The sequence below is a fragment of the Nocardia sp. genome, from assembly GCF_025465275.1.
Lineage (GTDB): Bacteria > Actinomycetota > Actinomycetes > Mycobacteriales > Mycobacteriaceae > Nocardia.
The window spans coordinates 1-16,830 of sequence record NZ_JAODNK010000174.1 but is presented as its reverse complement, the minus strand read 5'-3'; the positions used below and the strand labels follow the sequence as shown (position 1 = coordinate 16,830).

Sequence of the window (16,830 nt, the reverse complement as noted above, 5' to 3'; positions counted from 1 at the left end):
CGGTGGCGGGCAGGGTGGCGAAGCGGTCGATCACCAAGGCGGAGACGGGTGATTGGCGTGCGCCCGCACCATTGGTGGCGGCACTGTTGACCTTGGGCGCGCGGCAGTCGGAGGTGGCTCGGTTCGGAGCCGTCGAGATCGGGCTGACTCTGGCCGAACTTCGGTTGGCGCTGGGTCTGACCCAGGAGGATGTAGCCGGGCGGGCCGGGTTGAGCTTGCTGCGACTCAACGAGATCGAGGCGGCGATGCCCGGCCTGGTGAAGGTCGCGGAGCTGGAACTGCTCTGCGATGTCTTCGAGTCGCGCCCCGACAAGCCAGCGATCGCGCGCCTAAAGGTGCGCAGGCGGCTACTCCAGTTGCGTGCGCTGGCGGAGGCAGCCTCGCACCGGGTGGCCGACATGGAGCCGGCACCTGAGGCGTTGGCGCCGATCGCGGCGCGTCTTCGTCAGCTTGCGAACGAGTGCAGGCTGTCGTCGGACATCGTGGAGCGAGCGGTCGACACGGTGGCACGGCTCGTGCAGCTCGGAATCGAGCCGGCCACGATCGAACCCGGCTACTTCGGCGGTTCGATGCTTGTCGTGCAGTGCGCGCCGGTGGGGCTGACCACATTCCACCTCATCGACCGGTTCGACGAGACTGTCGGGGCGGCGTCCTATTGCGCGGCGGTCGCCGACCGAAACGGGCTTGTGGGGTCGGTCACGCTGATGTTCAACGGCGACAGTGCGGTGGGCCGGGAGGGTATCTGGGTGGTGCCTGCGACCTGGGAGTGGACTGCCGAACCGTCAAAGGTTTCTCTCCGCGCCGCTCTCCATACCCTGCGCGTCGCAGCGGGTTTCGAGGTCAAAGACATGCCTGGTGGCGGTCAGGTCGTCGAAACGGCCGACGCCGTGTTGGGTCGGGATGTGGTGGCCCGGTGGACGGAGAAATGCGGTCGGCCGCAACTGGTCGCCGACCTGCTCGACGTGCTCGGGTGGCCGAGGTTCGGGACCGCCCCTGTCGGTGGCGAGGTTTTCGCGGAGGCTCCCGAGCACATTGAGCCACCCCCGTCGTCGAGTCCGACGCAACATGATTCGGGGGCCGCTGCTGGGGCCGGCAGCACATCGTTCGCCGACGACCCCCTCATACGAGATGCGCCGGCATGGCCGCCGACGCCGTGGAGCCCGCAAGGACCCCACCCCAGCGGTCCCTTGCATCTTGGACGGAATGAAAACGGTTTTGACGATGGTCGCCAGTTCGGTCGTCACGCCGACCGCCATCGCGTGCCGCAGGGTCGGAGCACCGCCTCACCGTTGCGGACCGTCATCGATGCCGATCTGGAGCTTTTCGGCCCGCACCTGTTCCGGGATCAGGATGGGACGGTCCTGATCCAAGGTTTGGACGCCGTGCACACCGTCATCCTGCGCACACACACCGATTCGGAGACACTGCTTCGACACGAACCGAGATTGATAAGCGGGCTGACCGACCACGTTCTGAGTGTGGCCGCCGGGGCGTCGCCGTTGGCGGCAGGGCGTGCGGTCGCGCGCGGGCTGGAGGCGGTACGGGCGGTGGCCCAGTACGACCTTCCGGTGTACGCCACTGGCGACCAGCGGCCGGTGATGACCGTCGAGCTGATGAGTCGATTCGCCGAATTGCGTTATGTGATAGCAAGAATGGAGCAGAACGAAGCCCAGTCGGATGTGGAGCTGCTCGATGCGCTGGACGAGGTGTCGGTCGGGCTGGGTTTAGTCGCTGCGCTGGGTTCAGTCACTGCGGGGCCGGACACCAGGGCGATGCTGGCGTTGTTGGACAGTTGGGATCCCGGAGCGCGGTTGGCGGATCGGTTCGCCGCGCTGATCCGCACGCGTGAACCGGGGGTCGCGGCCTCCGCCTCGGTGTCGGTGGCCGAGCCGGGGATCGTCACCGCCTTGTTCCAGCGACTCATACGTCGCGACCGGTTGCCGCGGCAGATTGAGCAGACCCTGCCGCCGCCGGGCGGCCTTGCGCAGGCGATGGAGGCATCGGAACTAATAGGGTTGCTCGACGACGAGCACAGCCTGATCGGAGGTGGCCACGCGACCTGGGATCGAATCAAAGCCCGGTTCCGTCTCTTCGACGTCGACGGGAATCCAGTCGACGTGACGATCTGGTTGAATCCCGAACCCCTTGCCGAAGAGGCCGAGATCCACCATCTGACCGAGGGTTACGTCGTTCTGCTCCCAGCCTGGCAGACCGACCGGCAGCTGGCGCTGCACGCGGCCGATGCGGTCGCTCAGGTCCAGCACCAGCTGCGCGACGGTTCGAGTCGTGCCGAGTTGCTGGGTAGGCGTGCCCACTGGGACACCCAAACCATCGCCGGTAGAGTCGCACAGCTCGCGGTGCTCGTTCGTTGGCTCGATCAAGCTGCCAGCCAGCTGGTATCGGCCGAGACCGGCGTCCTGCGAAGTCATTTCGCCGGGGTGCTCGCTGATCTCGACAAGTGGGTATCGGGGCCGGACATGAATTCGTGGTCGGCACTGATGGCGAGCGAGAATCCACTGCTGGCCGAGAAGGTGGTCCACTGGCGGCACCGGCTCGGCCTGTCAGAGTTGGCACGGGAACAGGTCGTGCAAGGGGACTCGGTCCACCATCGCGACGTGCACGACCTCGGGCCGTTCCACGGCAGCGCTCGGCCGCCAGACCTGACCGACCTCAGCGATCGCGAAGCGCGGCAGCTCGTGGGGGACGATGTCCCAGGATTGGGCGATAGCCGGGTGCGGTGGACAGGCCGCCGTTTCGAGGTGACCGACAGCTACGGCAACCGCGTCAATGTCCTCCTCGAAGTGGGGCCGTTGCCGCTTGGCGCGGTCGCCTCGCTGCGCAGGCCGGACTTCGGTTCGGGTTGGACCATCCGGCTTTCGCGGCGTGCGCATTCGGACGATGTGTCCCAGGCCGTCTGGGGTGCTTTGGCCAAGCTGGTCGAGCTCCACAATCCCTGGGCCAGCGGGTTCTGGCAGCTCCAGGTCGTTGTCGGCAAGTACGACCCGGACGGCGACCCAAGCGAACATCAGAGGTCGCGAAGCAAACTGCTCGCGCTGGCGGCAGATCTCGGTTTGCGACCGTCCGACGTCACGTGGACCGAACGCATCGCCCAATTGACAGCCTATGACGAGGTGTTGGCGAGCCGATTCCGCGAGCTGATTTCGGAGCTGGTCGATACCCGGGTCGCTGTCGTGGGTGGGGATCTCCACCGCCCGAACTCGGTCTTGAGTATCCGGATGTCAGCGTTGACGGCGAACGCCCGCTACCTGACACGGCGCCGCCCGTCCGGCGTGGTGGGTGAGGTCTGGGAGCTGGCACCGGTGGAGTCCGCCAAGGCGATGCTGAAAGGTGGCGTGAAGATCCTGCACGCGCCGTTTCTGATGGCACTTCAGTTACGCGCGGCGGGGATCAAGGCGGAAGTTATCACGACCGCTCTGACGCTTGATCGGCATATTGTGGCCGCAGCAGTGGAATCCGATCTCGCTGTCCCCGTGTCGTCGTTGACCCAGTTGCAGCTGGTGGAATCGGTCAGCGAACTGCTGGGCAAGCCCGTGAAAGTCACGGTGGAGGTGGACACTGGACGGCACTGGGGTGGATTCACCGTGCGCCAATTCGCGGATCTACAGTCGGAGCTCGGCCGACTGGTGAAGGCGGGCCGGATCCGGTATAGCGGTGTGTTCACCGAATTGGCTCATGGCGATGAGGCGTGGCATCCGATGAACGATCGCCAGATCGAGGCGTTCCTCGAGGCCAGATTGCTGGCTCGCGATGTCGGGCCGGAGGACCTTCATTTCCATATCGCGGGCACGGCCATGGCGGCGCGACCGGATCTGGCCGAAGGCGCACTTGCCCGGCTCGGGGCACCGTTGTACGGGATGGGTTGGCCCGGTGCCGAATTGGAGAACGCGACGGTGTTGTGGGGGCGTGTCGTTCGGGTGCGCGACGTGTCGGCCGGACGCCGTGTCGGATACGGCGGTGTGCCGACAGACGAGCATCGTCGGATCGCATGGATCGGGCTGGGATATGCGGACGGCCTGCCGGACACGCTGGGATCGCCTGGGGCAGGGGAGGTCTGGGTGAATATCAACGGTGCTCGATGCCGAGCCGCCGGTGCGGTGAACATGGACATGCTTCCCGTCGAGGTACCTCCCGGCGTCGACCTCGCCGACGGCGACCTGGCTCTGATCGCCGGGCCTGGTCTCGATGGCGAGCTCACCTTCCCGCAACTGGCCGATGCACTGAATGTCAATGTGGAACAACTCCTCACCGCCCCACACGGCCGCACCCTGGAGGTGTTCCACGACGGCACCGAGCTGCAGGCCCCACGGATTTTCGCCCGCAGCCCATTCGGCGAGCGGTTGGCGGCGGTGTGGGCGAGGACCGACATGGCTGCGCTGCGACATAACGTCGGCGTCGTCCTCGCGCGTGTCAGGGCCAATCTCGCACTCCATCCGGAGCTGCCGATCCCACGGCTGATGATGGTCGTCAAGGCCGACGGCTACGGCAACAACGCGCGAGCCGTGGCCGAGGCGGCGGCCGAGTCCGGTGTCGACATGATCGGCGTCACCTACATCGATGAAGCACTGCTTCTCGATGCGGCCGGTTGCACCCTGCCGATTCTGGCATGGGAAACACACCCGCTCTCGGACTTCGAGTCCGCTATCCGGGCCGGCGTGGCGGTGGGCGTGGGGTCCGCTGAGGTGTTGAGCGTGGTCTGCGCCGCCGCGACCAAGGTGGGCATACCGGCCAAGATCCATCTGTTCGTCGATACCGGCCTCAACCGCGAGGGCTTCTCGTTCGACGAGCTGGCGGCGGCAATTCCCGCCATCCAGAACGCCATCGAGCATGGCCATGTCATATGCGACGGGGTCATGTCGCATATGGACCACGTCCCCGAACGGTGGCCGGATGCGGTTGAACTGTTCCGTGCCACGATCGCGCTGCTGGCCGACAACGGTCTGCATCCGCCACACCAGCATCTTTGGCCGTCACATGCCTTGCGCGCCCCGGGCGACCAGTTGTTCACGGTGATTCGTGCCGCCACCTCGTTTTTCGGCTACGACCCGGACTTCATGGAGGATCCCGAGCTGTTGCCGGTCCAGACCATCGGCAGCAGTGTGGCGCAGGTTTTCTCCCTGGCTGCCGGCGAGTCTGTCGGCACCTGGACCACGGCGCGGGACACCATTGTCGCCCGTGTACCGATCGGATTCGCCGATCTCAACCTTCCGGCCGCCGGCCACCCGTTCACCGTGACCATCGACGGACGGACGTATCCGTGCGTCGGCCGCCCGGATCGGCACGCGATACTGGTCGATCTCGGCCCCGACTCGACGGTGATCGAGGGGACCGAAGTCATCGTCGTGGGTCCCGGAACCCTCAGCGAACGGGTACTCGCCGGCGGTGGGGCCGGAATCTTCCCGGGCTGGGGGGTGGCGCACCTCACCGGTACGGCCGGTGATGCGGATGCCGCCGAGGTCGTGCCGTCGGCCGTGGCTGTCGATCCGGCTGTTGGCGAGGCCTCGGGTAGCGCCGCTGGAACGCGCCCGGTCACACCGTGGTCGCCGCCCGTTAACGCACTCTCTCGTGACGGGCGTATCGGCCACGCACACCGCAAGCCGGTGGGGATGCGGGGTACTGCAGACGACTGGGTTCTGTACGACTCTCGCCCACCGGACGAATCGGAAGACCGTGTGGGGCTGATCAGCCCAAGGATGATGAGTCCAGGAGCGCGTGACCACGACTTGCCTTACAACGACGGCTCCATGTCGTCTGGCGACCCGGCCGAGTTCGATGTCGTCGATATTCCCGGCGATCCGGATTTGGTCGACCTGGTGTTGGAGACGCAGGGCATTACCGACCGGAGAACCGCGTTATCGCGGCTCGAAACGAAGCTGGACGCGCTGAACGAACCGCCGTCGGCCATCCGCGTGGTGTGGACCTCCGACAGTGAGAATTTCCATCGCTTCCAAGAGCTGAGCAGCCACGGGACAACCCCGGTGGATGTGCTGCGCCAGATACCCGATGGGCAGCTAGCCAAGTGGTTGGCGCATCGGGCGGGCTTTCGTGCCATGAAGATCGCCGTGCACGGTGATCGCCTTGAATTGGTCTTCTCGCGCTTGCCGCGCGACCTACTGACGCCACGTGACGAGTACCGGCAGGTCACTCATGAGGATTGGCTCGACGTGCTCGCGATGAATGAGCGAGCCATGGGCGCAGACGCCTATCCGGATTTTGCGATGCGCCAACTCGTGGATACCTGGGGCGAGTACTGCCACATTGCGAAAGACGAGACTGGCGTGCATGGCTGGATCATCGCTGCAGTAGAACCGGATACTCGGCAGGCGACGATACTGGCCCATTCCGTCGCGCCCGAAGACCGTGAGCTCGGCCATGGCAATAGACTGCTCGAACAGCTGATGGCACAGTTGCGCGGGCAAGGTATCCGTTCGGTCGAAACCCTGGTGCCCGCGGGCAACGAGGATGCCATCCGATGGTACGAGTCCCGCGGTTTCGGCGTCGGCCCGACGTTGGCCGACCCTATGCGACCGGGTGAAGACCGCGTGCGGATGACACGGGATCTGCCCTCGGAGATTCCCGATCTGATCACCGCCGAACCCGCCTTCATTCCAGAGTCGATCACGGTGGGCGACTACACGATCCGGGTCATGGACCCCAGCCGCATTCACGAGTTACACGAGCTCGACAAGGCGGCCTTCGGCGCGGATCTGGCTTATCCGTTCCATCTGCTGCGCCAACTGGTGGAAGCACACGGCGTATCGGTCGTGGTTGTCGAAGACCGGCAGGGTCGAATGGTCAGCTACACCATGGGAGCGGTTCGATTGGACCGCCACCAGATGCGTGTGGGCGTCGACGCGGCGGGGCGTCGACATCTGGTGGATATCATCGGAGTCGGTTCCATTGCTCCCGGTGCGGGCCGGCTCGGAATGGAATACGCGATACGAACGGCATACCAGCGCGGTATCAGATCCATAGGTTTGCAAGCTAACCCTAGAAATCTCCGGGCTGGCATATTATATGAAAAACTTGGCTTTAGGGTTGTCAAGGAGGACCCCAATTATTACGGCGCAGGATCGCGCCGATTCACCATGGAGCTACACCTGGAACTCGGTGCAGCTCAGCTGAGTCCCGAAAACATCGACGTGACACCATCGATACCGGCCGAGGTAAATGCTCACCCGGATCAGTTGCCCGGGTCGAACGACGATACCGTGCCCGGCGATGTGTGGCGCGTCATGCAGTTGAAATCGGGTCTATATAACGCGTATCGGGAGCTGATGGAGGCGCGTGCGACCTTCGACGCGACGCGCGGGGAATTGCCCAGCTGGGCGGCCACGGACCCGGAGCAATTGGTGCGACAAGTGGATACCGGCGAGATCGTGGCAACCGATCAGCAAATCGCCAACATACGCCGGTACCACATAATGACTGAGCTCTACCCGGAATTGCATGAGAACAGTAGGCGTCTGGCGCGCAATCTCGGCGAATGGCACTACTGGCATGACGTATTCGAAGAGGCGCACTGGAAAATCGAGCGGGGACTACCCGGCTCCATCGAGGCGGACCCAGCGGTCACGGGCGCACACGAAAACCTGCAAGGCCAAGAAGAAGAATGGATCAGGCGACTCGACGATCCGCGGCACGAACTTGAAGAAGCCTGGCTGAGGCGGCGTGAGGCCATGGAGCACCTCGGGCGCGTCGACGAGAACATTGTGCGTCTCGATAGAGCATTGAAGCTGCGGCTTGTCGAATCAGAACTGCTGCCGCCGTACCACCCGCTCGATCGGGAGCCGACCGATAGGGGAGCCGACGCACTGATCGAGCTGAGCGTGCTACTTCCCGAAGGACTTGCCACGATCGAGCTTCCGGAAGACCCGACACAGCACATGTCCGGCGAAGAGCTGGTGCGTCGCACCAGACGTCGGGCGACACGATTAGACAACGTCGCGGCCATGCAGTCCCACCTCGAACAACAACCACCCGGCAGCAGTCTCCTCGTTGTCGACGGACCCCCGAACCGGGGACACGGGAGCAAATCACCGTACGTGTTGCAGAACATTCGCGGCATGGTGTACGAGATTTCCGGCGGAGCGACGACGCGATACGCCCCGGGCGCGGGCGCAGAGCAACCGTGCACGGTAGTCGAATTTCCGGAATCCGCTGCGGCAGAAGATCCTTCGTCCACCGACGACAATCCGGTCGCGCGGAAGATCCCGAACGCCTATTTCCTCGTGCACCATGTCGACAATGCTCTGCCCCCGCTCCATCACCGGCAGCAGATGCACGACGTCCACGGATCCGACGGCGATGGCAAACCGACCTCATCGACGTGGGAAGCGACGCTCGGGCTGTCGGGGAACGTGCATGACGAGCGGCTGGACGCGTATGACGCATATTGGGCCGCGTATCTCGACTTGTCCTCGACTGATGCCGTCGAGGAGGCGGCGGCGTTGCAGCGGGTTAATGGACGCGCGCACGACTGGATCAGCCTGGCGATGCGAGTGGCGAGCCTGGAATATCGTGCGGTATACGGCGGACTCATCGGCGGCGAATCGGCGGAGTTGGCGGCCGCGCGGGCGGACCTGATCTACACCGGTGGCTGGTTTGCTCCCGGTCTGGTGCAGCAGGCCAGGTTATCTGGGCGTGAACTCGAGAATCAGTGGTCGGCGCGGTGGCAGCAGGCGCGGCTGGCGATGCAGTCGGTGAACGACCTGATCGGCCGCTCGGTGCTGGCAATTCCTCACGCTCCCGGCTCGTACATCGTCGATGATCAGATGCCTTATGTTGCCCCTGCCCGGCATTACCACAGGTTCGACAGACTGGCCCAGCTGAAGGAATACCTGGCTAGGCAACCAGGTATGGCGACGGCATTTTGGTGGGATTTCAACGACCGCAGTGCGGCGTGGGGGAAGGAGGATGGTGGCCCAGTTCTCGACCTCAATGGCCCGGGCCCGATCGACGATGGCAGGGTGGACCTTGCGGCGCCGCGACAGCTGAGTGCGCTCGTGTTCGGGGCGAACGGCGATCCGGTGTTGCCGTCGGGCACAGTTGATCTCGACGCTGCATCGGGGCTCGTGAGCATGCTGACCGGACTCAAGGAATTCGGGCCCGATGCTCTTGCGGTTCTGAGTGCGCTCGTCGGCGGGGAGCGCATCGAAGATGTGCGTGTCAGGTGGGTGCCGCATTGGCGTGGTCAGTTGCGCGAGGTACTGGATCAGGCGCGTCCGCGATTTGTCGCGGCCGGGCACAGTGACTGGTGGGATCGCTTGCAGGAGGCGCTGGATCAGGTGGCGGATCTCGGCGTGATCGCCGATTTCCAACGGTTGCGACCGGATGGCACTTATGACATCAGGGGCACCGTCAATCTGGATGGTGAGCTGTGGTTCGAGGTGAACCAAATGCCCGGAAGCCTGGTCCCAAGCAGTGTGGGGCAGGCGCTATTCAGCGCGATGATGAAGTCGCTCAGCGAGCGTGTGCATGTGCTGAGCATCAATGGCTACTTCCCAGGGTTCAGCACCATCAAGGACGTGCGGGCCAACGTATCCGGTCGTTATGCGGTCAATGCCGGCTACTCGGTGGTGACCCTCGGCGAGCTGGAAACGTTCGGCTCACGTCGAGAGGTGATCTTCACCAAACCCCCTGCCGTGTCGGCGCAGGTCGGTAGCAGCCGTATCGATCCGTCCAACCTGAACAACAACCGTTTCCGCCCCAGCGGCGAATGGGGAGACGACCCCGACAGTCATCGTATGTCCCTCGGAACCGCGCCCGAACGTGCCGCGCTGGCAGCGGATTTGCGGCTGGTTGCCACGCCCGAACGTTCTCGTCCGCTGGCAGCGGCGAACCGGCGGCGTGGTGGTGTCAAATCCCCCTGGACCCGGGCGACGGTGTTACATGCCGATCCCAATTCACCGGACGGGCGACCTATGCCGTGGGGCCTGCAAGAGCAGTCCAAACCACTTCCGTCATTCGGTGACGGGGGCGTCTCCAACTATCACAGTCCTGGAGACGGGGTGCACGGTGTCTTGCAGGACGGTGTGCTGCGGCTCGAAGTAAGCGCGGTGACGCCCGCCGAAGCTCAGGCGCGGTTCGAGCAGTTGTGGGTCCAGCACGGAGGGAATGTGCGGGCGATCGCCGTGACTTGGGTTCCCGATTCCCCGGCGGCCCAGTCGCTTGTGCGGCGCGGTTCGGTGCGCGAGGTCGGTTGGTCGCCGGCGGAAGAGTTGGTGCTGGTGCCGGAGGGCCGTCTACTCCTGAGTTTGGTTGCGCCTCATGGGTTCGGTGCGTTCGAGGTGCAAGTTGATGACGGCAGTGGCTCGGTCGAGTTGACGTTTCATCCGTTGATGCCGTGGCTGGCCAAGCGTATAGCTGCGGCGGAGGGTGCCTTGGCCCGCTATGTCGAGGGCGACTCGGCGCGCGGGTTGGCTGAGCTGGCACGGCATCTCGGTGAAATTGGCGTGGTGCTGGCTGCCGACCTGTCGGGGCCGGATGAGCCTGTGGTCGAGGCGTATCGGCGATTCCGGGACAGGCTGGAGCGCCTACGGACTGAATTGGCCGGCTACCTGGCCAAACGACACAACGCTGACGCGTCACTTACCGGCCCGAATTCGTCGTACGCCAGCAAGAAACTTCCGACCCCTCTGACGGACCGAACCTCACAGTCTGCGGATGCGGCGAACCAGCCGCCGATAGCAGGAGACCGGCTCGGTGCCGCGGAACCGGGCCGACCTTCATCCGAGGGCGAGGATCCGGCCGCGATGTTGTTGGACGCCATGGAGCGGGCCGGCGCGACCCACGCCGAGGTCGCGGCGGCGCTTACGCTGCTGTGGGACTATCTGCGTCGCGATGAGCTGGACAAGCCCAAGAAGAAGTGGAAGTACGATCCCAAGCGCCCGCCTGGCGCCATCGTGGTATTGGGCAGTCCCGACGAGGGATCCGCGGTCTTCGCGGTTAATTTCATTCGTGAGCATGGTCTGACCGACATCAAGGTAGTTTTCAGCGGTCACAAGGGGGAAGCCGCCAGATTCGCCGCGCTTGCGAAGAACGCCGGACTCCGTATCGACCTTTGCGTGGAGGAGCCCTCAGCGACGACGACCGAAGAGAATGCGAAATATTCACTCGATATCTTGAATGACCTCGGGTGCAACATGTCCAACATCCTCGTGTTCACCACGCCCCAACATTCGCGCCGCACACGCAACACTTTCCTGAAGATGGGGCGCCGATTGAGGAAGATGGGGCGCCGATTGAGATTGAGCGACGCTTGGCGTCTCCGTCGGTCCCGCGTGCGCCACGTCACTGTTGAGTCAGTCGATGTCGGCGTGGAAAACTATCTCCGCTACGGACTTCGGGCTGGGGAAGTCGATGTGCCCACCCATCCAGGAAAGATCGTTGCTGCCATCCTGCGCGAAGTCCGCGGCCTGCACGCTCCGACCAAGGCTGGATACACGCGGATACCGTGGCCGAACGACGACATCCGTGTTGCCTACGATTTGCTCACTCGATTCATCGACCCCGACAACGAGGAAACCGGCGGGGTCGACATTCTGAAAAGGGTGTACACAGGCCGTGTCGCCGACCACGCCAATGTGGCCGACGAAACTGGCCCCAATCCGCCTCCCGCGCCAGGCGATAACGGTGGACGACAGACCATCCCGAACGAAGGACCCACAAAACGGGAAGTGACCATACGAATCCCGGGAAAGGGCCTACCGACAGCTACCGAAGAGAGCCGTTCACGGAGCTCCAGCGTCGAGGTGCCAGTGGGTGATCGAGCCGCGCTCGACGCGTCAAGGGAGATAGTGGATGCGCAACTGCGTCGAGCGCGCGCATCGGAGGAAGTGGGCACGCGCGCGCTTGATGTGGTCACGCGGCTGGTGAAAGAAGTGGCATGGGCTCGGCTGGACTCGTCAGCACACGTCGTTGTCTCGTTCGCGGGTCTGGGGGCGGTCGCTGTGGATGTGCGGGTGAATCGGGCTGTGGCGGCAGAGCAGCTGGACGTCTGGCGACCGATGGTCGCTACCGCGACGGACGCGGAGATCACGGCATGGCCGAGTCGGGGCTACCTACTGTTCCGGCTCTGCTTCGGTCCGGAGACCGACCAGACCGGCCTGACTGGTGTGCGCCTGCCCGACCCGGTTGCCCTGTTGCTGGAAGTTCTCGACCCGACGGTAAACATCGACGACATTCACAGCGCGGGCGGGCGACCTGAGGCGCTGTCGGTGCTGAAAGGCCTGCGTCGGGACCTGGGCGTCAGCCTGAAGGCACTGTGCGATGAGGTCGGTATCTCTTCGACCGATCGAAAGTTCATCTACAAAGGTTTGGTCCTGCGCGAGCTGCTGCAAGCGGTGGTCGACCACTCCGGCGGTGGGTACGCTGCCCGCCTCGTTGACGCAATCGAGCGACATGGTGCTGTCAGGCGTCAAGCCGAGGCGGTTCGAGTGAATCGACAAAGGCAGGCCACCAGGACGATTGAGGCGTTGGAGCAGTCCGGTGCGCTGCTCGCCGAGGCGGTTCGAGTGAATCGACAAGGGCGGGCCACCAGGACGGTTGAGGCGTTGGAGCAGTCCGGTGTGCTGCTCGAGGTGATGCCTCCGCAATACGTCGGGGGCGAAATGCTCGCCGTTGAGATACGTCCGCTGAGCCTGATGACCGCTGAAGAGTTCCTGGCACAGCTCGGGTCTGTGCTCGGGTCTGCCTCGTACTGCGCCTTGATTGTCGACGACGCAGGCCGTTCGTTGTCGGCTCAGCTGGTGTTCGACGGTGAGCCACCAGTCGGGTCTGCAGGGATTTGGGTCATCCCAGAATCCGCTAATTGGACCGCCAAACCCTCACAGCTCGTGGTGCGGCTTGTCCTACGTACGCTTCGTCAGGCGGCGGGCATAGAGCAGAACTCGTTGCGTGGTGCGCACAGAATCGAGGGTCGCGGCGATCTCGGACGGTCGGCCATCGTTGGGTGGTGCGAGCGCTGCGGTCGCCCAGAACTCGCGGAGGCCATCCTCGAAGTGTTCGACTTGGCGACCGCCGCGACGAAGCTGACACGCATGAACTTGCCTCCTTCGTTCATTGAACTGATGCTCGAGCTGCGCAAATTTCGTATCCGCGCGGGATTGACGATCCGCGAACTCGAAGAACACGTGGGCAACGTGAGTGGCAACGAGTTCGGTCGCCGCGTGCCGGAGGTCTCGACCATCCGGACTTGGGTACTGGCGTGTGGCGGCAATGAGGCGGATATCCGGCGACTGTCCAAGCTTCGTGCCCAACCTGAACTAGAGCAGTTGCGGGCCACGTTGCAGGGCGCGAGGGTTCCGGTTCCGCTGGACGTTGTGGATCAGAAAGTGCAGTTGAGGCGCGCTCGGTTGGAAGCGGGGCTCTCCTACTACGAACTTGCCCGTCGACTCGGGTGGAGTCACGACAAGGCGAATGACACCGAGTCGGGGCCTAGAAAGCTGCGGCCAGAGGAAGTACGCACGTGGGTACGAGCCTGCGGCGACCCATCAAGCATGGCACCGTCACCGGCGACAACCGCTGATATGGACGGGTCGTCGACAATGGCAACGCTGCGGCCCGCTGATGACGCCGCGGAGCCACCTTCACAATCTCGTCCGCTGGCATTGGAAAACCGGCGGCGCGGTGTTGTCGAATCTCGCTGGACCACAGCGGCGGCGTCACATGCGGCCAAGCCACCCACGCCATGGACACCTCGACCCACAGATAGGGCATTACTGCCCCGCATCGCCGCCGGCCCGCCCGGATTGCCCGACCGGCAAGCAGAGCTGGACCACGATCCGGACGGCGGTCGAAGCCCCGACGACGTGCCAGACTCTCCGGACGAAGGGACCGCACCCGAAACCGCGTATCCGCAAGGGTATTGGAGTCCGACGAGCGGGTGGTCCGGGCGTCCTCAGATTGGGGATCTGCCGGGCGATGGCCTCATCGCGCCGCACGCGAGGAGTGCCGGTGGCGGCCAACTTGGCTTCTACCGCCACGACCCGGCCGGTGACGGCCGTGACCGCCTGCCGAAGGCCCGTCCCGACGGCGCGGGAGTCGAGCCCGGATTCATCCCTCCACGCGATAGCCAGGCGCTGGGCAGGGTGCGCGATGGCCTGGTGAACGAACTGCACGGGGCTGGTGCGCCACGGGAGGTGGCGATGCGGGCGCGCGAGACATTGTCGTGGCTCTTCGTGAGTCCTATCTGGGGCAACAACGTCGCCGCACGAGTGGTGACGCACCCGGCCGATCAAGGCACAGTGACAGTGGATATCACGGTGAACCGGGTGTGGACGATTCCGAATTTGGACCGATGGCGGCCCGGGCTTGCCGAGGCCGCCGCAGCGGAGGTCGTGGCCTGGCCGAGTCGCGGCTACGTGCAGGTTCGGCTCCGGTTCAGTCCGGGAACGGACACCGTTGGCCCAGACGGTGTCCGGATCGTCGACGGGACCAACCAAATCCTGGAGCAATTCGCCACCTTGGTGAAGTCCCGGCCCGCCGGAGAGCTATTGGCACAACTGTGCGACCAGGTGGGCGTCGATTTGGACGAACTCGGGGCGGGGGAAACGCTGGGGCGCACGCCCACCGGGATCTATACGGAGGACGCGGTTGAGATTTTGCTGCGTGCGGCGGTGGCGCGCGCCGCTGACGGACCGTGTGCGGCACTTATCGATGAGATCCAGGCCCAAGGCGGACCCCGGCTGGAGCAGGCGCGGCGGCTCACCACGTGGCGGGCCGGGATTCGGGAGTCGGTGCGCGAGCACGGCCTCGACGAGACCCGCGCCGACGAGGCGGTCTCTGTGCTGGGTGACCTGGCCGCAGCTGGTTGTGTGCCGATGGCCGTGGAGTCCTCGTGCGTCGGCGGCCAGCTCCTGGTTGTCGAGATCAGTCTGTCGGGCGGTCTGGACCAGGCGACCTTCCTCCGTCGGTACGGCGCGATCACTGGAGCGTGTGGGAACGCGGCCACTATCGTCGGCGACGACAACCACGTGCGTTCGTTGCGGTTGGAATTTTTCGGGGACCGGTTGCGCGAGGCTCTGGACAAGCTCCGGGAGGACGGGGTTAAACCGGCCCACATCTCGGTCAAACTGGCGATGCGCGCGGTTCGTCTCGGGGCCGGAATCAATGTGCCCCGGATGGAGCGAGACATCGGCGTCAACGTTGCGGAGGTCGAGTTCCATCGCCAGATTCCGTCGGTCGCCACGATCACGTCCTGGGTCGCCGGCCACGACCCGATCGCACCTCGGTTGATCGAACTGCGAGCCGAGCCGCTTCTCCAACAATTGCGCGCAGATCTCGTCCGTGACAGGGTCGATCCCGAACGAGCTCGGTTGGCAGTGCATCTGCGGCGTCATCGCCTGATCGCAGGCCTGTCGATCCTGGAACTGGTCGATCGTCTGGGCTACCCGTGGACCGAGTGGGTGGCGCGCACGGCGGAAGCCGGGAAACGGCCCATATGGTTGGACGAGGTCGCGGTGTGGCAGCGGGCCTGCGCCACCCCACCCCCGGCACACGGTCGGACCGAACAGTCCGACGAGGTGATGACCCCGTCCACCGAGGCCGAACGAGCCACGTTCAAGGCCGCGCGCCGACAGGTGAGCCAGGATATGGATGCGCTCTTGAGCGGTATTTCGCTGTCCTGGTACGGGCTGATGCGGCGGGCGGGTATGTCGAAAGACAATCTGACCAACCTGAAAGCCGGGAAGGTATTGCCCACGCCTGCCATGGTGGCTGCGTTGGGGGCGGCGGGAGCTCAGCCGTCAGACGTCGCGTCGATGGCCAGACGAGTATTGGGCTTGGAGTTCACCAAGCACCGGCTCACCCATGGTTTGACCCAGCAGCCCCGTGATTTGACCCAGCAGCAGGTCGCTACCCGGGCGGACTCGACGGTGCGGCGGGTCGCCGAGCTGGAGGACGGCAGCTGGGACCGCCGACTCACCGATGAAGAAGTCCACAAACTGGTCTTGGCCCTGGACGCGCCGAAGGGCACCGCGTCGAAGTTGCTAGCGTGGCGAGACATTGCCGAGCCGCTGGGGGCCGGGTATTCGCGGCGGCCTGGTGCGGAGGATAATGGCGGCGTCGCCAAGCAAACCGGATTCGCTGGTGCTGCGTCGGCACACGCAGAGAAGCCGGGCGGCCCCGCCCGGACCGATGTTGACGATCCTTTTGTGTCGCCCGGCGATGGACCTTCGTCGGGTACCGATGAACCCGCCTATGCTTCGGACATCGACCTGGACCAGTGGGAGGCGCTCGGGGAGCTGGAGGTGGCTCCCGGGGCGCCGGAGCAGATCGCCGTTGTGCGTGCGAGGGTGAAAGCCGCAGTGGCCCGACAGGATTGGCCCGACAGCGCCGCCACAGACACCGTGGTTTTGTTGGCCTCGGAACTGGCTACCAACATCCTGCGCCACACCCTGGGCGGCACGGTCAACGCCGAAATCACCGGGGTGCCCGGGTCTCGGGAGCTGACGGTGGTATTCGCCGACAGCATCCGTCAACCGCCCGGTTACGCCACGCCGGCCCAGTCGGCGGAGTCGTCAGACGAAAGCGGTCGCGGTTTTACCATTTTGGGTGAACTGATGGCCGAGACGCCGAGTCTGGGTTACCGGATGGTGATTGGCCCCGGCGGCAAGACGATCACACTCCGGTTGGCCGAGAACCCCTCCGACCCACCGACATTCACAGACGGCGTCGTCATCGCCGGCGCAGATGCGGAACAGGCGGCCGTCGAGCAGTCGCAGCTGCTGGCCTCGCTAATGCTCGCGCACGGCTGGCCCGAAAGCCGGTGCGCCCAAGCCCGCGACGCGCTCGCGGCCTGGATCTACCCTG

General features: G+C 64.8%; 1 protein-coding gene. It reads left to right on the top strand.

The window, feature by feature from the left end; genetic code table 11:
- Positions 1 to 14: 14 nt before the first annotated feature.
- Positions 15 to 16,830: GNAT family N-acetyltransferase (locus JWN03_RS35885; protein WP_297624696.1), on the top strand; the 16,816-nt coding region annotated here is incomplete at its 3' end.